Source organism: Tenacibaculum bernardetii, assembly GCF_029125915.1.
Lineage (GTDB): Bacteria > Bacteroidota > Bacteroidia > Flavobacteriales > Flavobacteriaceae > Polaribacter > Polaribacter bernardetii.
Window position 1 is genome coordinate 82,383 of sequence record NZ_JAQJCU010000002.1, and the last position, 20,139, is coordinate 102,521.

At 30.5% G+C, this 20,139-nt stretch carries 19 protein-coding genes; 11 read left to right on the plus strand and 8 right to left on the minus strand.

The genetic code is table 11. The annotated features are described in order from the left end of the window. Window positions 1–61 precede the first annotated feature (61 nt). A complete protein-coding gene (gene tyrS, locus P2G10_RS02045) occupies window positions 62–1,366 on the minus strand; it encodes a tyrosine--tRNA ligase (protein ID WP_275315017.1) in 1,305 nt (434 codons plus the stop codon). 61 nt (window positions 1,367–1,427) lie between these two features. On the opposite strand from tyrS, the gene P2G10_RS02050 reads away from it, so the two are divergent. Then, a complete protein-coding gene (locus tag P2G10_RS02050; RefSeq protein WP_275315018.1) occupies window positions 1,428–2,429 on the plus strand; it encodes an NAD-dependent epimerase/dehydratase family protein in 1,002 nt (333 codons plus the stop codon). A 1-nt stretch (window position 2,430) separates the two neighbouring features. Here the strand turns inward: P2G10_RS02050 and P2G10_RS02055 are convergent, their stop codons facing one another. Genes P2G10_RS02055 through P2G10_RS02065 form a run of 3 tightly spaced genes read right to left on the minus strand, consistent with a single transcriptional unit; the run spans window position 2,431 to window position 4,949 of the window. Next, window positions 2,431–2,886, minus strand: coding sequence for a DUF4296 domain-containing protein (locus tag P2G10_RS02055; protein WP_275315019.1), 456 nt, complete (start codon window positions 2,884–2,886; stop codon window positions 2,431–2,433). Further along, window positions 2,887–4,224 carry a dihydroorotase gene (locus P2G10_RS02060; protein ID WP_275315020.1) on the minus strand — a complete coding sequence of 446 codons (1,338 nt, stop codon included), beginning with the start codon at window positions 4,222–4,224 and terminating at the stop codon, window positions 2,887–2,889. It abuts the gene before it with no gap. Between the two features lie 2 nt (window positions 4,225–4,226). Then, on the minus strand, window positions 4,227–4,949 hold the full coding sequence (locus P2G10_RS02065; protein WP_275315021.1) for a polyprenol monophosphomannose synthase: 723 nt from the start codon (window positions 4,947–4,949) through the stop codon (window positions 4,227–4,229). A 51-nt stretch (window positions 4,950–5,000) separates the two neighbouring features. Between P2G10_RS02065 and P2G10_RS12755 the strand changes: the two genes are divergently transcribed. From P2G10_RS12755 to P2G10_RS02080, 4 genes are all read left to right on the plus strand, one after another. Continuing rightward, complete coding sequence (locus P2G10_RS12755) at window positions 5,001–5,672, plus strand: DUF4271 domain-containing protein (RefSeq protein WP_420833277.1); 672 nt, start codon at window positions 5,001–5,003, stop codon at window positions 5,670–5,672. A 12-nt stretch (window positions 5,673–5,684) separates the two neighbouring features. Then, window positions 5,685–6,431: a uroporphyrinogen-III synthase gene (locus P2G10_RS02070; protein WP_218771678.1), complete on the plus strand. Its 747-nt coding sequence runs from the start codon at window positions 5,685–5,687 to the stop codon at window positions 6,429–6,431. A gap of 120 nt (window positions 6,432–6,551) precedes the next feature. Then, a complete protein-coding gene (locus P2G10_RS02075; RefSeq protein WP_275315022.1) occupies window positions 6,552–7,547 on the plus strand; it encodes an inorganic phosphate transporter in 996 nt (331 codons plus the stop codon). Window positions 7,548–7,598: 51 nt separating this feature from the next. Next, window positions 7,599–8,483, plus strand: coding sequence for a sterol desaturase family protein (locus P2G10_RS02080; RefSeq protein ID WP_275315023.1), 885 nt, complete (start codon window positions 7,599–7,601; stop codon window positions 8,481–8,483). Between the two features lie 16 nt (window positions 8,484–8,499). On the opposite strand, the gene P2G10_RS02085 is transcribed toward P2G10_RS02080, so the two are convergent. Further along, complete coding sequence (locus tag P2G10_RS02085; RefSeq protein ID WP_275315024.1) at window positions 8,500–9,495, minus strand: glycoside hydrolase family 113; 996 nt, start codon at window positions 9,493–9,495, stop codon at window positions 8,500–8,502. Between the two features lie 166 nt (window positions 9,496–9,661). On the opposite strand from P2G10_RS02085, the gene P2G10_RS02090 reads away from it, so the two are divergent. Next, entirely contained in the window at window positions 9,662–11,005 is a 1,344-nt protein-coding gene (locus P2G10_RS02090) for an NAD(P)/FAD-dependent oxidoreductase (RefSeq protein WP_275315025.1), read from the plus strand. Window positions 11,006–11,009: 4 nt separating this feature from the next. Then, complete coding sequence (locus P2G10_RS02095) at window positions 11,010–12,632, plus strand: 4Fe-4S binding protein (protein ID WP_275315026.1); 1,623 nt, start codon at window positions 11,010–11,012, stop codon at window positions 12,630–12,632. 597 nt (window positions 12,633–13,229) lie between these two features. Here P2G10_RS02095 and P2G10_RS02100 read toward each other — a convergent pair. Both P2G10_RS02100 and P2G10_RS02105 read right to left on the minus strand, forming a co-directional pair. Continuing rightward, entirely contained in the window at window positions 13,230–14,231 is a 1,002-nt protein-coding gene (locus P2G10_RS02100; protein WP_275315027.1) for a fasciclin domain-containing protein, read from the minus strand. Between the two features lie 20 nt (window positions 14,232–14,251). Next, window positions 14,252–15,145 (minus strand): hypothetical protein, encoded by an 894-nt coding sequence (locus P2G10_RS02105; protein ID WP_275315028.1) that lies wholly within the window; start codon window positions 15,143–15,145, stop codon window positions 14,252–14,254. Between the two features lie 222 nt (window positions 15,146–15,367). On the opposite strand from P2G10_RS02105, the gene P2G10_RS02110 reads away from it, so the two are divergent. The 4 genes from P2G10_RS02110 to P2G10_RS02125 are packed head-to-tail and all read left to right on the plus strand — an operon-like array spanning window position 15,368 to window position 19,402. Beyond that, the gene (locus P2G10_RS02110; RefSeq protein WP_218771685.1) at window positions 15,368–15,835 is read left to right on the plus strand and encodes a toxin-antitoxin system YwqK family antitoxin; all 468 of its coding nucleotides are present in this window, start codon (window positions 15,368–15,370) and stop codon (window positions 15,833–15,835) included. Next, the gene (locus P2G10_RS02115; protein WP_275315029.1) at window positions 15,835–16,527 is read left to right on the plus strand and encodes a glycosyltransferase family 2 protein; all 693 of its coding nucleotides are present in this window, start codon (window positions 15,835–15,837) and stop codon (window positions 16,525–16,527) included. The genes P2G10_RS02110 and P2G10_RS02115 overlap by 1 nt, the downstream gene beginning before the upstream one ends. Further along, window positions 16,527–18,017: a cellulose synthase family protein gene (locus P2G10_RS02120; RefSeq protein ID WP_275315030.1), complete on the plus strand. Its 1,491-nt coding sequence runs from the start codon at window positions 16,527–16,529 to the stop codon at window positions 18,015–18,017. Before P2G10_RS02115 ends, P2G10_RS02120 begins: the two co-directional genes overlap by 1 nt. Further along, a complete protein-coding gene (locus tag P2G10_RS02125) occupies window positions 18,017–19,402 on the plus strand; it encodes an MptA/MptB family glycosyltransferase (protein WP_275315031.1) in 1,386 nt (461 codons plus the stop codon). The genes P2G10_RS02120 and P2G10_RS02125 overlap by 1 nt, the downstream gene beginning before the upstream one ends. A 128-nt stretch (window positions 19,403–19,530) precedes the next feature. Here the strand turns inward: P2G10_RS02125 and P2G10_RS02130 are convergent, their stop codons facing one another. Further along, on the minus strand, window positions 19,531–20,112 hold the full coding sequence (locus P2G10_RS02130) for an acyltransferase (RefSeq protein ID WP_275315032.1): 582 nt from the start codon (window positions 20,110–20,112) through the stop codon (window positions 19,531–19,533). Window positions 20,113–20,139 lie beyond the last annotated feature (27 nt).

Consider the following 20,139-nt stretch of genomic DNA (forward strand, 5'->3'; position numbering starts at 1 on the left):
AAAAAAAGGCATCAACTGTAAGCGATGCCCTTTAACTTTTAATATTAAAATAGCTTCTTAATTACGCTACTTTTAATAAGAAATAACTCTTTTTTCCGCGTTGTAATAACACGTATTTATCAGCTATTAAATCTTTTACTGTAATTGTAAAATCTTCTTTTACTTTCTCTTTATTTACCGAAACAGCATTTTCTTTTAACGCTCTTTTTGCATCTCCGTTAGATTTTAAAAAGCTAGTTTTTCCTGACAATGCATCAATCATTGATAGACCTTCTGAGATATCTTTTTTAGAAACTTCCGCTTGCGGCACACCATCAAAAACGTCTAAAAATGTTTGCTCATCTAAACCTTTTAAATCTTCTGAGGTAGATTTTCCGAATAAAATATTAGATGCTGCAATTGCTTTTTCTAACTCGTCTTTAGAGTGAACGAATGTTGTAACCTCTTCTGCTAATTTTCTTTGAAGTGCTCTTTCGTGAGGAGCTTCTTTATGAGTTGCTATTAATTCCTTAACACTTACTTCATCTAAAAATGTAAATATTTTAATATATTTTTCTGCATCTTCATCCGAAGTATTTAACCAAAATTGGTAGAATTTATATACTGATGTTTTAGCTGCATCTAACCATATATTTCCTCCTTCTGATTTTCCAAACTTCGATCCGTCTGCTTTTGTAATTAACGGACAAGTCATTGCATACGCCTTTGCTTCTTCGCCTACATTCATTCTACGCACTAACTCTGTACCTGTAGTTATGTTACCCCATTGATCTGAACCACCCATTTGTAATAAACAGTTGTGATTTTTATACAAATGGTAAAAATCGTATCCTTGAATTAATTGGTATGTAAATTCTGTAAAACTCATTCCGCTATTAGAATCTCCAGAAATACGTTTCTTTACAGAGTCTTTAGCCATCATATAATTTACCGTAATACGTTTACCAACGTCTCTTGCAAATTCTATGAATGAAAAATCTTTCATCCAATCGTAATTATTTACCAACAAAGGAGCATTTGTTTTATCGCTCTCAAAATTTAAAAAACGCGCTAAAGTTCTTTTAATTCCGTCTACATTTTTAGCTAACGCCTCTTCATTTAATAAATTACGCTCGTCTGATTTTCCTGACGGATCACCAATCATTCCTGTAGCTCCTCCTACTAAAGCAACTGGTTTATGCCCTGCTTTTTCAAGATGTACAAGTAATATAATAGGTACTAAACTACCAATGTGTAATGAATCAGAGGTTGGATCAAAACCAATATATGCCGCCGTCATTTCTTTTTGCAATTGCTCTTCTGTCCCTGGCATCATGTCGTGAATCATTCCACGCCAACGTAATTCTTCTACTAAATTTTTGGTCATTTTTATGAGTTTTAAAGAGACAAAGATACATTTATCGTTCAAAAAATTCTATTTTCGTTATATGATTTTAGTTACAGGAGGAACAGGATTGGTAGGATCACATTTATTATATCATTTAACGCAAGAAAATGATACAATACGTGCTATTTATAGAACGGAAAAAAAGAAAGAACACGTCAAAAAAATATTTTCTTATTATACAAATGATATTGAACTCTTCTTTACTAAAATAGAATGGGTTAAGGCTGATATTACTGATATACCGTCTTTAGAACCTGTTTTTAAAAACATAAGCAAAGTATATCATTGTGCTGCATTGGTTTCTTTTAATCCGAAAGATTATAGACAAATGCGTCAAGTAAATATTGAAGGTACTGCCAATATGATTAATCTTTCTATTGATGGCAATGTTGATGAATTCTGTTTCGTGAGTTCGATTGCTGCCGTTGGAAGCTCTATTAATGAAAAACCAATTGACGAAGAAAATGAATGGTCTGACGAAGACAATAATAGTGGTTATTCTATTACAAAATATGGTGCCGAAATGGAAGTTTGGCGAGGTAGCCAAGAAGGATTAAATGTTGTTATTATAAATCCGGGAGTAATATTAGGAAGTGGCTTTTGGAATGAAGGACCTGGTAAGTTATTTACAAAAATAAACAATGGGTTAAAGTTTTATACTGAAGGGGTTACTGGATTCGTCGGCGTTAAAGATGTTGTAAAAACAATGGCTTTATTAATGAACTCTGATGTTAAAAATGAACGCTTTGTTTTAGTTTCAGAGAATAAGTCGTTTAAAGATGTTTTAGTTGCTATAGCTGATGGATTGCACAAAAAAAGACCCTATATAAAAATTGGAGAAATTACAACTGGTATATTATGGAGAATTGATTGGTTATTAACTTTACTTACTAGAAAAGAAGCTTTATTGACTAAGAACTCAGCAAAATCTTCACACACTAAATCATTTTATTCTTCAAAAAAGATAGAAAAAGAAACAGGTTTCGAATTCGAATTAATTGACAATGTAATTAATAGTGTCTGTGAAAAATTTAACGCTTAAATTACTTAACTGCTTTCGGGTTCTTTACTGGTTTTTGTAATTTTTGGTTTTTATCACTTAGTTTTAAAGATAACTCTTCGTTTAATATTTTCTTTTTTCTAGGCAATGAATCTTTTTTGATTTTTTTAAATCTGTAAAAACTCTCTAGAGAATCTAAATTAGTTTTCACTTCTTTTAAAATCTCTGCATACTCTTCAGATAAAGAGGTGTAATATAGGTTAGAACTTTTAAAACGCGTACTATCTATTTTATATTTACGATACACTAACCCTACATAATTTTTTTCTTTTTTCAAGAATTTATTCTTCACATTTTTAGCAGAAGATGCTATGTACATATCTGTCAACAAAGTAACCATCGAATCTTTCGGAATTAAATCTTTAGGTGCTTTATAAAACGTGTTACTTGTACATGAAACAAATAACGTAAAGAGCGCTATGTAGAAAAATTTTTTCATCTATTTTTTAAATTCTAATCGTTTTCCTTTGGTTTCTTCATCAAAAACACCGTTTACAAACATTAAGTTTCCGTTTACAAAAGTATGTGTTATTTTATGTGAAAACTCAACGCCTTCAAAAGGAGACCATCCGCATTTATATAATATATTTTCTTTGGTAACCGTCCAATTATCATTCGTATCTATCAATACTAAATCAGCAAAATATCCCTCTTTAATAAATCCGCGATTTTCTACTTTAAATAATTTTGCAGGATTATGACACATTTTTTCAACTGCTTTTTCAATTGATAAAACTCCTTCTTTTACTTTTTCTAAAACGGCAGGAATCGCGTGTTGCACTAATGGACCACCACTTGGTGCTTTCATATACACATTATCTTTTTCTTGTAAAGTATGAGGTGCATGATCGGTAGCAATTACATCAATTCGATCATCTAATAACGCTTTCCATAAACCATCTTTATCTTTTTGAGATTTAACAGCAGGGTTCCACTTAATATGCGTCCCTTTTTTGTCGTAATCCTTATCTGTAAACCATAAATGGTGTATACAAACCTCGGCAGTAATTTTCTTTTCTTCTAACGGAATATCATTTCTAAATAAATGCGTTTCTTTTTCTGTTGATAAATGAAAAACATGCAACCTTGCCCCAGTTTTCTTAGCCAATTCAATAGCTCTTGAAGAAGATAAGTAACAAGCCTCTTCACTTCTAATAACTGGGTGGTATTTTAACGGAATATCATCGCCATATTTAGCTTTATATTCTTTCGTATTTTTTCTAATCGTTGCTTCGTCTTCACAATGTACAGAAATTAACATATCTGTTGATGAGAATATTTTCTCTAAAACTTCTTCATTATCAACTAACATATTTCCTGTTGATGAACCTAAGAACAACTTAATTCCAGCTACATTTCTAGGGTTTGTTTTTAACAACTCATCTAAATTATCGTTTGTTCCACCAAACATAAACGAATAGTTCGCATAAGATGTTTTTGAAGCAATCTTAAATTTGTCTTCTAATAATTGTTGAGTCGTTGCTTGCGGTACCGTATTGGGCATTTCTATAAAAGATGTAATTCCACCCGCAATTGCTGCCTTACTTTCGGTTGCTATATTTGCTTTATGAGTTAAACCTGGCTCTCGAAAATGCACTTGATCATCAATCATACCCGGAATTAAATATTTACCTGTAGCATCAATAACTTCTACATTTGAAGTTGTCGAAATTTCTACTGAAATTTCTTTTATATAATTTCCTTCAATTAAAACATCACCTTTAAAAACCTTGTTTTCGTTAACGATGTTTGCATTTTTAATTAAATATGATTTCATAATTATTTTGGTAAACCTTTTAATCTCATTTTTATAACTCCGAATACTGCTTCTTTTATAATACCAGAACTTAGTTTCGATTCTCCTAAAATCCTATCAGTAAATATAACTGAAACTTCTTTTATATTAAATTGATGCTTCCATGCCTTAAATTTCATTTCTATTTGAAAGGCATATCCTATAAATTTAATTTTATCTAATTTAATAGTTTCTAAAACTTTTCTTTTATAACAAACAAAACCAGCTGTAGTATCGTGAATTGGCATTCTTGTAATTAATCGCACATATTTTGATGCGAAATAAGACAGTAAAACTCTACTCATTGGCCAGTTAACAACATTTACTCCAACAGAATAGCGAGAACCTACAGAAACATCTGCACCATGAATTGCACAAGAATTGTATAACTTAATTAAATCGTTTGGGTTGTGCGAAAAATCAGCATCCATTTCAATTATAAACTCGTAACCTTTATTTATAGCCCATTTAAACCCATGAATATATGCTGTTCCTAATCCGTTTTTGCCTGTTCTTTTTTCAATATAAAGTCTATTCGGATATTCTTTTTGCAGTTGCTCTACTATAGCGGCTGTGCCATCAGGAGAGTTATCATCAACAACTAAAATATCAAACTCTTTTTCTTGCTTAAAGGTTGCTTGTATTATCGCCGCTATGTTTTCTTTTTCGTTATAAGTAGGAATTATAACTAAAGCGTCTGATTTCATGTAATTTTCATCTAAATCTAAGCAAATATACACTAAATTATCACTAATTTTGTGTTAATTAAAAGCATTAAAAAAATACATTTGCAAGCAATTGAACGTCTTATATCTAATAATAATTGGATTACTTTAGTAATTATATTTGCGGTAATTTTATTAGTAATAATGAAATCACTTAAACCAAATAAGTTATTAGGATATGCCCTTGCGCCCTTTACGCCTGGTTTTTTTAAAAAAAAAATAGAAAAAAACGCTTCTTTTTACACTCCTTTTTCTTTAACACTTTTCTTTTTCTCTGCAATTGTAATTTCTTTATTTTTATTTTTAATAATAATTTCTACCACGAGCAATCATAAATTTTTAAGTTATTTAGTAGTACTAATTTTTACTGTTTTTTACTTTGCTTTTAAATACTTTTTAGACTTTTTATTAGCTAACATAATGGGGATCAATACCATTGCTAAATATTTCATTCATATAAAATCAGGTTATTTAAACAGTATTGCTTTATGGTTGTTTCCTGCTTTAATACTCTATTTATTTAGTTTTAACAACCGCGCGTTTCTATTAACTGTTTTTGGTATCTTATTTATTTTCAGGGCTTTTTTAATCATTAAAAACAACAAAAAAATAGTTATACGTAAGTTCTTTTATTTTATTTTGTACTTTTGCACCCTTGAAATAGCACCGCTATTAATTGTTTATAAAATAACAACGACTACGTAAAGAGAAAAATATATGAAAGTGAAAACTATTTTAGTCTCTCAACCTGCTCCTAAGACGGAAACGTCTCCTTACTTTGACTTAGCTGAAAAACAAAAAGTGAAAATTGATTTTCGCTCTTTTATTCACGTTGAAGGTATTGATGGAAAAGAAGTTAGATCTCAAAAAATTGACTTAAACAACTATACTGCAATTATTTTAACAAGCAGGAATGCTGTAGATCATTTTTTCAGAATTGCTGAAGAAATGCGTTTTACTGTTCCCGACTCTATGAAATACTTTTGTCAATCAGAAGCTGTTGCTTATTATTTACAAAAATATGTAGTGTACAGAAAACGTAAAATTTATGTTGGTACTAGAACTTTCCCTGAACTAACTAAATTGATAAAAAAGCATAAAGACGAGAAGTTTTTATTACCTTCTTCGGATAAATTAAAACCTTTAATTCCTGAGGAGTTAGATAAATTAGGTGTTGATTGGAAACGTGCAGATTTATATAGAACTGTAGTTAGTGATTTATCTGATTTAGAAGATGTTTTTTATGACATCTTAGTCTTCTTTAGCCCTTCGGGGATTGATAGTTTATTTGAAAACTTTCCAGACTTCAAACAAAACGAAACAAGAATAGCTGTTTTTGGTAACACAACTATTAAAGCTGTTGAAGATAGAGGTTTACGTGTAGATATTGCTGCACCAACACCCGAAACGCCTTCAATGACAATGGCTTTAGATAAGTATATTAAAGATTTTAATAAAAAGTAACAACTACTTTTATTCACATAAAAAAACCCATCAAAATAAAATTTGATGGGTTTTTTATTTGCAACAGTAAGTACAAAGTAGGTAAAACGTCTAAGCCATAGTATTTAAAAATTTAACTCAATGATTTTACTACTCTTGTTTATTGCTGCTTGTTTTTTAGCATATAGTAATGGTGCAAATGATAATTTTAAAGGTGTTGCAACCTTATTTGGCTCCGGAACTACGAATTACAAGAAAGCAATTAATTGGGCTACAATTACTACTTTTTCAGGTTCTATTGCTGCTATTTTTTTAGCAGAAGAACTCGTTAAAAACTTCTCAGGAAAAGGTTTAGTTCCTAACGAGTTAATACAAACACCTATTTTTGCAATTTCAATTGCCCTAGGGGCTGCTTTAACTGTTTTTTCAGCAACCAAAATTGGTATGCCAATTTCTACTACTCACAGTTTGGTTGGCGGTTTATTTGGTGCCGGCGTAATGGCTGTTGGTACTGAATTCAATTTCAACAAACTTGGTAGTACTTTTCTAATGCCTTTAATTGTAAGTCCGCTTATAGCTGCAATTTTAAGTTTACTTGCTTATCTATTATTTAAGTTTTTACGAAAAAAAGCACCCTCTTTAAATAAAGAAAATCCAACCTTATTCACGATTAACTTTTCTAAACTTTTAGATTCTTTACACTATTTAAGTTCTGGTGTTGTAAGTTTTGCTAGAGGATTAAATGACACGCCTAAAATTGTTGGTTTACTAATAATCATTAATACTATTGATATTAAATGGAGTATGATCTCTGTTGCCATTATAATGGCACTAGGGGGTTTATTAAATGCAAAGAAAGTAGGAGAAACAATGAGTAAAAAAATCACAAAAATGAATCCTAGTCAAGGTCTTACAGCAAATATGATTACCGGTTTACTGGTAACTACCGCCAGTGTTCATGGCTTACCTGTTTCAACAACACATGTCTCTGTAGGTTCTTTATTTGGTATTGGTACAGTTACCAAAAAAGCAAATTATAAAGTAATCGGGAAAATTATTTTATCTTGGGTACTTACTTTACCTATTGCTGCATTTATGAGTGCGATTATTTTTAAAGTATTAGAAACAATAGCGTAAAAATCATTACTTTTATTTCATATATTTTAAAACAATCTTATTTTATATTTGATGGATAAATACCTCAAAATCATAAAAAATTCTTATTCCGATTATTGGAATTACCTCAAACAATCTGTATTTATGGAATTGAATTGGGAAAATTACTTTTACGGATTAATTACAATCTCCTTGGTTGTTTGGATCCTTGAAATGGTTTTTCCTTGGCGTAAAAATCAAGCAATATTTAGAAAAGATTTTTGGCAAGATGTATTCTATATGTTCTTCAATTTTTTCTTATTAAACCTAATTGTTTTAATTGCTTTATCTAATTCAGCCGCACAAATTTTTAACGACTTCTTAGGGTTTTTTGACTTATCTATAACAAGTTTTCAACTTTTTAACGTCAACGAATTTCCTTTTTGGCTTAGAATTTTCACCTTTTTTATTATTATTGATTTTGTACAATGGTTTACACATACACTATTACACAAGTATGAGTTTTTATGGAACTTTCATAAGGTACATCATTCTGTAAAAGAAATGGGATTTGCTGCGCATCTAAGATATCACTGGATGGAGCCCGTTGTTTATAATTCAATGAAATATATTCCGTTGGCTATAATGGGTGGATTCACGGCACAAGATGTTGCCTTGGTTCATTTTTTCAACATTACTATTGGCCATTTAAATCATGCTAACATTAATTGGGATTATGGTTTTTTAAAATATATTCTAAACAATCCGAAAATGCATATTTGGCACCATGCTAAAGAACTTCCCAAAGAAAGAAGTAAAGGTGTAAACTTCGGGATTACATTAAGCATTTGGGATTATATTTTTAAAACAAACTACATTCCTCATTCTGGTAGAGATATTGAAATTGGTTTTGATGGAGATGAGTATTTTCCTAAAAGTTTTATTGGGCAAGAAATATACCCTTTAAGTAAAAAGTAATTCGTTTAGTTGTAATTTATTGAGCATATAATTCTTTTAACAACCTTTCTGCTGGTTTATTTTGAGGTGTAAACCTATTATTATCTTCTCCTCCAACTTCATTGTGTTTATGAAACCATTTCCACACAAATCCGCCAGCAAACCATTCTTCTTTCCAAAATTGATTATAAATAGCTTCTGTTGCATTTCTTTGCGCTTCTAAATTTACTTTCTCTACTACTCTGTTAGATTCCCACGGTTTTATTCCGTTATAATCAACACTTCTGTAGCCATATTCTGTAAATAAAACAGGCTTGTTAACCTGTTCTCTAACACTTATAATTTCTTTTTTATGTACTTGCCAACCCTTTTCAAAATCTTGTGTAGTTGCAGATTTTTTATCACTTAACGGAAAATAAGCATCAATACCAATATAATCTAATTGCGCCCAAAAAGAAACTCTTTTATATTCATCCCAATTTGCAGCATAGGTAAGTTTACCGCTATAAACAGCTCTAATATTTTTAATTAATTGCAACCAAAAAGCAGGTCTGTTTTGAACAAAACGCTCTAATTCTGTTCCGATACAAAAAATATCAGCTTTTAAATTCTGCGCTGTTTTTGCATATGTTAAAATAAATTCTGAATACGAATCTTCTAAAATCTTCCAATTTTCTTCTGATTCCATTTTTATATTCCCTGTAAACTCACCCTTCCAAACCCATATTTGCGGTTTTATCATCAATTTTACATTGTTTTTCTCAAATTCTTTTCCATATTGCAGGATTCCTTTTTCAGTTTCGCCAAACCACTGTCTATTGGTATTATGAATTATTTTTGGAGATGACAAATCTTTAATAAATCCAAAAGGCATTAAAGCCACGTAATTAGCTGAAACGTTTAAAACAGGAGTAACATGTTCATTGGTGATTTTATCTGGAGAAGCCACAAAACTAAGTCCGTTTATTTTTTTTATTTGACTTTTACAAGACAAGCATAAAAGACATATTATAAAAAATTTAACTACTTTCATAACTCCTAAATTAGTGTTTTTTTAAACAATTAACATCTTTAGAGGCCAATTATTAGTTTTTTTAAAACCACATATTAGAATTCTTACCGTATTTAAACTCATTCTAAATTAATTCAACCTATTAAGTTATTAACTTTAACCTCGACCAAACTGCAAATCAACTTTTATGGAACACGTTGTTATTATTGGTAATGGAATTTCTGGTGTTACAGCTGCAAGGCACATTAGAAAATTATCAGATAAAAAAATTACCATTGTTTCTGCGGAAACAGATTACTTTTTTTCTCGAACTGCTTTAATGTATGTATACATGGGGCACATGAAGTTTGAACATACACAACCTTACGAGTCTTGGTTTTGGAAAAAAAACAACATTGACCTTAAAAGAGGATTTGTTACAGAAATAAATTCTGCTAATAAAGAACTTGAATTTAAAGACGGTGAAAAACTTTCTTATGACAAATTAATTATAGCAACCGGTTCTAAACCTAATAAATTTGGTTGGCCTGGCCAAGATTTAGATGGTGTTATGGGAATGTATCACAAACAAGATTTAGAAAAACTTGAAAAATATGCCCCCAATAATAAAGCATGCAAAAGAGCTGTAATTGTTGGTGGTGGATTAATTGGTATTGAGCTTGCCGAAATGTTACATAGTAGAAACATACCTGTAACGTTTTTAGTTCGTGAAAAGAGTTTTTGGAACGGTGTTTTACCTTCCGAAGAATCAGAAATGATTAATAAAGAAATTTTAGACAATCATATAGATTTGCGTTTAGGTACTAACTTAAAAGAAATTAAATCTGATGAAAACGGACAAGTAAAATCGATTATAATTGCAGAAACTAATGAAGAAATTGAGTGTAATGTTGTTGGTTTAACCGCAGGGGTTTCTCCTAACGTTGATTTTTTAAAATCTTCTGAAATAGAAATTGATAGAGGCGTAAAAGTAAATCGCTTTTTAGAAACCAATATTAAAGATATATATGCGATAGGTGATTGTGCAGAACAACATTTAGCTATTGGCCAACGAAGAGTAATAGAAGCCGTTTGGTATACTGGAAGAATGATGGGCGAAACAGTGGCCCAAACTATTTGCGGAAATAAAATGGCTTACAAACCGGGCCATTGGTTTAACTCTGCTAAATTTATAGATATAGAATACCAAACCTACGGTTGGGTTTGGGCGCAACCAAAAGAAAATGAAGCCCGCTTTTATTGGGAACATGAAGATGGTAAAAAATGTATTCATATAAATTATGATAAAAATACACACAGGTTTATTGGCATAAATAACTTCGGAATTAGAATGCGTCACGAGTTTTTTGATAAAATATTAAACGAAAAACGATCTATAGAATATGTATTAGAGCATTTATCTGATGCCAATTTCGATCCTGAATTTTACAAACTACACGAGCCAGCAATAATTGCCAAATTCAACAAAGAAAACAACACTAATATTCAGCTGAAAAAGAAAAGTTGGAAACGAATTTTTAGTAAAGCATAAAAATATGAAAATAGTAAAACAATCAGGTTTAATCATTTTTTTAGTAGGATTAGCCATCTTTATAGGAACTATTTTCACAGGTTCTTTCAGTTTAACAAAAGGAGAATTAGATACTTTTTTAAAAGAACAAAATTATAAAAGTACCGTTATAGCTGACGAATTAACAAAGGCTGTTGTAACCTCAGAAGATTTAAATATCTTTCAGTTTTCGAGTCGTGTTATACAAGCTTATGAAAACTCTAATAATTATTATGATGCCCTTATAGCAAAATACGACGCTGAAAAGAATTGGGACAAAAAAGGGGCCCAATTTCAATATAAAATCTCCGGAAAACTGCATAGTTTAAGTTTTACACTTGCTAAAAAATCAGGAAAAGGGTTTGCTGTTGAAAACACAGGTTTAGCATGGTTTTTAACTTTTGGCTTGGGTATTCTTGGAGCTTTGTTATTTATAGTTCCTGATGTTATTATACTAGGAAAGCCAGGAATAAAAAACAATGGAATATTTTTAAATGCAGCTACCAATCGTGGTTGGATAGGTTGGTTTGCTTTTGTCTTTTTGGTTACTTTTTATGTGCTACTTTATTTTTATCCTGATTTTATTGTAAACTGGGTTTATTTGGTAGATCCTATTAGCCAATCTATTAGTAATAATCCGGCAAGTCAATGGTTTTTATATGGTTTTTTATATTGTGTAGTTATGACTGTTATGGCAGTAAGAATGTACATAAAATACCGTCATAATAAATATCAAATTTTAAGAACTACTTCTGTTTTATTCTTTCAAATTGTATTTGCTTTTTTAATTCCTGAGGTTTTAGTTCGTTTCGAAAAACCTTGGTATGATTTTAAAAATGCCTTTCCTTTAGATTATGATTTCTTTTTTAAATGGAACTTAGATGAACTTCTTTCTAGTGGCGGTTTTGGTTTATTTATTTTAGTATGGGGAATTGTTTTAACTATTGTAGTGGTACCAGTAATGGTATATTTCTTCGGGAAAAGATGGTACTGTTCTTGGGTATGTGGTTGTGGTGGTTTGGCTGAAACTTTAGGGGATCCTTACAGACAACTTTCTAGTAAAACATTACTTTCTTGGAAAGTAGAGCGTATTGTAATTCACTCTGTACTTGTTTTTGTTTTAGTAATGACCGGTTTTGCCTTATATACTTTCTTTTATGGTGCCGACCAGGTTTTAGGTATTAAAACACAAACAATTCAAGATATTTATGGCTTTCTTATCGGTGCTATTTTTGCAGGTGTAATTGGAACTGGATTTTACCCGATTTTTGGTAATAGAGTTTGGTGTCGTTTTGGATGCCCGTTAGCAGCGTATTTAGGTTTTATCCAACGTTTTAAATCTCGTTTTAGAATTACAACTAACGGTGGTCAATGTATTTCTTGTGGAAACTGTTCTACGTATTGCGAACAAGGAATTGACGTAAGAGCTTATGCTCAAAAAGGAGAAAACATTGTACGATCTAGCTGTGTTGGTTGTGGTATTTGTTCTGCTGTTTGTCCTAGAGGAGTTTTAAAATTAGAAAACGGACCAGAAGAAGGAAGAATAAACCCTACGGATGTATTATTAGGTAACGATGTTGATTTAATGGAGTTAGTTAACAAGAAATAATACTCCGTTTTAATCAAATAATAAAAATATTCGACACTTTCGTTGAACATAATATAAGACATTTTTTAGCCCTTATGAGAATTCTCATAAGGGCTAAAAAATGTCTTATAGATTAATTTTCTGCAACAAACTATAATAGAATATTTTAATAAACAACCTTTTTTAAAAGAATAAAGAGTAATCATTTACTTATCAAATTAGGCATCTATTTTCATCTAAAATGATAAAAACGTCTCTAAAACAGTTTTTAAATTAAGAATTTAACAACCTGATAAGCTCTTATATTTAACACGAAGTTATATATGATTTTATAAAAATATAAGCGTTTAAAATCAACTATTACATCAGTAAACAAAACCTATATTATATGTTGTTTGTAATTCGGGATACTTATGTTATCTAATTTTTACCTTATTAAAGTTATTGATTTTTTAAATTACCTTTTCTTCTGCGCTTATATTGATACTTTTATAAATGTTTTACGCTTTCAGGCAGATAATAAAACATCAATTTTAGTAATATCTATTGTCATATAAATAAATAAAGCCACAGAAATAAATCTGTGACTTTAAATATCAAATTAACTAACACTAATTTTTATAAATTCGGTAATAATACTCTGTCTATTACGTGAACGATTCCGTTTGTAGTTTGCACATCTGGAATAACCATATTTGCTGCATCAGCACCATTTCCTGCTCCAGTAACTGTAAGAACACCATCAGTAAAAGCACCTAAAGTTAATGCGTCTCCACCAAGCGGAGTTACTGCTCCTTGATTTAATTCTGAAGTAAATTTTCCATCATTCGCTATTACGTGGTTTAAAAGTACAGCTGTTACCACATCTACAGGTAATTGACGAATATCAGATGGTTTTGTAAAAGTTAATCCTAATGCAGCACCTAAATCAACAAAAGCCTGATCTGTAGGAGCAAATACTGTAAATGAAGGGCTACCTGGCGAAGCTGAAAGTGCACCAACTAAATCCGTATAAACTACAGCCTCTACTAAGTAAGTTAATTCTGGAGCTGTAAAAACCTGAGCACTTTGAAGCGCTAAAGCTGTTTGTACAATATCTGCACCAGAAGCAATCATAACTTTATCAATTACATGAACAGTACCATTACTTGCTGAGATATCGGTTGCTAATATTTTAGAACCATTAATATAGGTATCTCCATCACGAGAAACAAAACGTCTATCAATACCAAGAGCTGATGTTGATGAAACATCTTCTGAAATATCAGCCCCTAATAAGTTTCCGTTAGAAACGTGGTATAATAATGTATTTGTTAAAAATGATTTTTGAAGAGCTCCTAAAGTTTCACTATTTAAACCCAATCTAGCGAAAGCATCGTTCGTTGGCGCAAAAACCGTATAATCTCCAGAAGGATCATTAGGATTAGAATTACTTAACACTCCTGCGACACCTCCTGCTACAGCGGCAGATTCTAAAGTACTAAAAGCTGGGTTTGTTACTGCTATATTAGCAATTGATGGTGTAATATCCTCATAACTAGATGATGATTCACATGAACTTAATGTACCAATGGCAATTGCTGACACTAGCATATATTTAAAAATAGATAAATTTTTCATAATTGTATTTCTTTTATTTATTAAAATGAGTAAACTAATCCACCATAAAAACCAGTAGATTTTCCAATGTTTCTACCAGTAAGGTAGCTATTAACTCCTGCTGTTAAACCTACACCTCCGTATAAAGGAGCATAACCATTAACACCTACTCTTGTGTAATTTACACGTGTTGCAGGGAAAAAACCTACAAAACCTTCACCTAAAATATCTACACCTTCTTTATCTGATAATTGATTAGCAACAAATGCATCTACATAAAATTTTGATGCCGCGTATCCTAACTTTAATTCAGTTATTAAAGCGTTTGGCACATTACTAGCTCTAAAACTATAACCAGCCTGACCTGTTACAAAAATCCCTGAATTCATTTTAAAAGTTGCAATTCCTAAAGCAGTAAATCTAAAAGACTCATTACCTATAGCAATAATAGATTGTAAACCTTCATTTGCACTGTAATCACCTAAAGGAGTTTCTACACCTACTGACCCAATAAAGTCTAATGAACTTTTTTCGAAATCGATAGTATGAAATTTATACTTTGCATAGATTTTTAAATCTTGCAATCCTTTTCTTTCATTTTCAAAGCCATTGTTTGCTAATTCTGCACTACTTGCATTACCTTCTGATTTAATATAAGGTACGTTTAAAACAATATTAAATTTATCTGTAACACCTATTTCTCCATAAAAAGAAATACTTGTTGTTGTTACATCATTAAATACTGGTACTCCATCGGCCTCATTAGGCACTAAAAATACTTTATCATAAGACTCGTGAGAATAAGATAAGACTAATGCGCCTTCTCCTTTTTTCTTCATAAATCCACTTACTGGGCTCTGAGCCATACAAAAAGTGGTTAACAACATGCATACTGCTGCAAGTGTTATAACTCTATTGTTTTTTTTAATTGTCATAATTATATTGTTTTATGTGTTAGTGACATAAATACATACGGAAAAAAAGTAATGTTGGTTTTCTTTTTTTTAAAAAACTTTAATTTAAAAAATTACGTACATATAATAGGTACTAGAATAAGTTACTCAATTAAAAAAATAAAGTAATTTGTTAATTAACGGTTAGCTATTCGACTATCTAATTTTAAATCAATACAAAGCAACATATAAAAACTACATTTTATGATTCTTAAATATGCCTTATCCCTTTTTTTAGTTATAACCTTAACACAAGAAGAGAAAGAATTTGTTCGAATTTTTGATGCGCAAGAAAATTTACAATCACAAGGCTGGATGTTAAACAATCAAAAGGTAGATTTTTGGACTTTTTATCACCCAAATGGTAATATTTCAAAAAAAGGACATTATAATCACGATAAAAAAACCGGATATTGGTACTTTTACAACGAAAATGAGATGTTATTAAAAGAAGGCGCTTTTACAAATGATAACGCTAACAATTGGTGGATCTTTTATACCGATAAAGGAAAGAAAAAAATTCAGTACAAAAACGGAGTCAAAGAAGGTTATGCTTTAGTTTACAAAAACAACTCTCTTGAAAAAGCAGAACGTTACTCTGAAAATGAAAAAACTGGAGAATGGACTTCTTATGTAATATTTAAGAAGGATAATCCAAATATAAAATTTTAATGAATCAATTAATTAAAGTTATTATCCCTGCTTACAACGAGCAAGATTCAATAGCAAATGTCATTAACGATATTCCATCAATTATAGATGAAATAATTGTTATCAGCAACAACTCTACAGACGCAACAGAGCTAAATGCCAAAAACGCAGGAGCTACAGTTTTAAAAGAAAACCGAAAAGGCTATGGCTATGCTTGCTTAAAGGGAATGAATTATATTGCTGAACAAAAAAACAAACCCGATATTATTGTTTTTTTAGATGGTGATTATTCTGATTATCCTGAGCAATTAATGGAACTTGTTCATCCTATTATAAACGACAACATCGATTTTGTAATTGGTGCCCGTGTAAAAGAACTAAGAGAAAATGGCTCTATGACTCCACAACAAATATTTGGTAACTGGCTAGCTACTTCATTAATGTCTTTATTTTTTGGAGCAAAATTCACAGATCTCGGTCCGTTTAGAGCTATTAAATACAACAAACTACTGGACTTAAATATGGAGGATAAAACTTATGGTTGGACGGTAGAAATGCAATTAAAAGCATTGAAACAGCAATTCACATATACAGAAATTCCTATGAAATACAGAAATAGAATAGGTGTATCTAAAGTTTCAGGTACTGTAAAAGGTAGTATATTAGCGGGCGTTAAAATATTAAGTTGGATATTTAAATACAGTTTTAAATAATGGTTGTAGAGTATATTATAATAGTGATTTATGCTATTTCGTTAATTTTAATTTTTATGTATGCTTTGGCGCAATTAAACTTATTGTTTAATTACTTAAAGGCTCAAAAAAAAGAAGATAACTCTCCTAAGTTCGATTTCTCTAAATCCTCAGAAGTTCCTTTTGTAACCATTCAATTGCCTGTATTTAACGAGTTATATGTAATGGAACGTTTGTTAACTAACATTGCAAAAATTAAATATCCGAATGAAAAATTAGAAATTCAGGTTTTAGATGATTCTACAGATGAATCAGTAATTTCTACTGCTAAGCATATTGCTCAACTTCAAGAAACCGGATTAGACATTGTACACATCCGAAGAGAAAATCGCCAAGGATTTAAAGCAGGAGCTTTAAAAGAAGGTTTGGAAGTTGCCAAAGGAGAATTCATTGTTATTTTTGATGCTGATTTTTTACCACAAGAAAATTGGTTAGAACAAACAATTCCGTATTTTAAAAACCCTGAAATTGGCGTAGTACAAACTCGCTGGGGGCATATCAATAGAAATTATTCAACATTAACTAAAATCCAAGCATTTGCCTTAGATGCTCATTTTTCTTTAGAACAAGTTGGTAGAAATAGTAAAGGTCATTTTATTAACTTTAACGGAACAGCTGGTGCATGGCGTAAAGAATGTATTTTAGATGCCGGAAACTGGGAAGGAGATACCTTAACCGAAGATATTGACTTGAGTTATAGAGCACAGCTTAAAAACTGGAAGTTTAAATATTTAGAACATGTTGAAACTCCTGCAGAACTTCCTGTTGTTATTAGTGCAGCAAGAACCCAACAATTTCGTTGGAATAAGGGTGGCGCAGAGAATTTTCAGAAAATGGGAAAACGCATTATTTTAAATAAAAACGTTTCTGCAAAAACTAAAATTCACGGACTTTTACACTTATTAAACAGCTCTATGTTTACCTGTATTTTTTTAGTTGCTGTTTTAAGTATTCCGATGTTATACATTAAAAATGAATATACTCATTTAAGACCTTTCTTTTACGTGATGAGTTTTTTCGTTTTAAGTTCTATCATATTTTTTATCTGTTATTGGTTTATGTATAAAAAAAATAACGGAGGCGGATTTAAAAATTTTATAAAATACATTGGTGCTTTCTTTACATTTTTTACCATTGTAATGGGCTTTTCTTTACACAATACCATTGCTGTTTTAGAAGGTCATTTTGGTAAGAAAAGTGAATTTGTTCGTACACCAAAATTTAATATAAAAACACTTAAAGACGGTTGGAAAAACAATAAATACGTAAGAACAAAAGTTTCTTTAAACGTAATTATTGAGGGATTATTAACATTGTATTTTATCTTTGGTATGTATAGTGCTTTTGTTGTTGGTAACCAAGATGGTGATTTCGGTTTATTTCCTTTTCATTTGATGTTAACTATCGGATTTGGATACGTTTTTTTTAAATCACTTTTTTCTAAAGCCTAATGCTTTTCTGGAAAAAATATAGCTCGCTACTACTAACTTTTATTAGTGGTATCCTTTATTTTTTATTTGCTTATTTTTTAGAAAGAACTGAATTTTCGAAGTTACTTTTTTTGTGGTTTTCTTTATTTTTGATCACCTACTTTTTATGGAAAAAAAATAAAAACAACTTTATACTTTTAGCCAGTATTTCAATTTTATTTCGATTGATCTTTCTTGTTGCTACTCCAAATTTATCACAAGATTTTTATAGATTTATTTGGGATGGAAGAATGATTTTAGAAGGATTAAATCCGTATTTATCATTACCCAAAACATTTATAGAACAACAAACATATCCTATAAACCAAGCTGTTGATTTATACAAAGGAATGGGCACAATGAACGGAAGTCATTTCACCAATTATCCACCCATAAATCAATTATGTTTTTTAATTGCGGCTATTTTCGCTAACAAAAGCATTTTAGGCAGTGTAGTTATAATGCGTGTTATTATAATTTTGGCTGATGTAGGAATACTTTACTTCGGAAAAAAACTATTAGAAAAACTAAAATTACCAATTCATAACATTTTTTTATACATTTTAAATCCGTTTATAATTATTGAGATGACGGGCAACTTGCATTTTGAACCTGTAATGTTGTTCTTTTTAGTGTGGAGTTTATACAAATTACAACAACGAAAATGGATTTGGGCTGCAATACTGCTAGCTTGTTCGGTTTCTGTAAAATTAGTTCCTTTACTGTTCTTACCATTGTTTTTACAGTGGTTTATAAGCCCTTTACACACAAATAACAAAAAAATTATTAGATGGATTGGCTTTAAATTTCGTCCAAAAGAATTACTAAAACTAATTTGTTTTTATCTGGTAGTTATAACAGTTACACTTTTATTGTTTCTTCCTTTTTACACCTCAGAATTAATTACTAACTATTCTAATTCTGTAGGGTTATGGTTTAGGAATTTCGAATTTAATGCTAGTTTGTACTATATAGCTAGAGAGATTGGGTATCTATTTAGAGGTTATAATGAAATTGCCGTAATCGGTAAAATAATGCCGATTTTAACCATTTTATTTTTAATTAGTATCACTTTTATCAGAAATAATAAAACGTTTACACAATTACTAACAGCCATGTTATTTGGCTTGTCTTTTTATTATTTTACAGCAACAACAATGCATCCTTGGTATATTGCTACACTTTTAATTTTATCACTATTTACAAAATATCGATTCCCTGTAATTTGGAGTATCGTAATTATTTTTAGTTATCAAGCATACGCAAATCAACCTTGGAAAGAAAACCTTTGGTTTGTTGCTTTAGAATATATAGTTGTATACAGTTTTTTGTACTGGGAATTATACATAAAAAAACCCACTCAATAAATTGAGTGGGAAAAATTGCTATGAAAAAGAAAAAGTAGTGGTTTTAAAGCCACTAATCAAATATAGATAACTTGTTTCTTTTAAACAAATACTTTTTAATAAAAATTAACCTTTAATTTACATTTAAGTTACACTCTTATTACTTTATTATTTTTTAATTTATATTGTTGTTTACTTTCTATACATAGCGCATCTCCATTATCATTAAATTCTAATCGATGCCCGTATTCACTAACCCAACCTATTTGCTTTGATGGATTACCAACAACCAGCGCATATGGTAACACTTGCTTTGTAACCACAGCTCCTGCACCAACGAATGCATATTCACCAATATCATTACCACAAACTATAGTTGCGTTAGCGCCAATACTAGCGCCTTTTTTAACCGTAGTTTTTAAATACTGATCTTGCCTTTTAATAGCACTTCTAGGGTTAATAACATTTGTAAAAACCATCGATGGACCTAAGAAAACATCATTTTCGCAAATAACACCTGTGTAAATAGATACATTGTTTTGAACCTTTACATTGTTTCCTAAGACTACCTTTGGTGAAACTACCACATTTTGACCTATATTACACTTATTACCAATTTTACAATTTGACATGATATGGCTAAAATGCCAAATTTTGGTTTCTGAACCTATACTACAGTTATCATCTATTACCGCTGTTTCGTGCGCAAAAAAATTTTTTGTTGTATTCATACTAACAAAAATAAAAAACTCAACCTA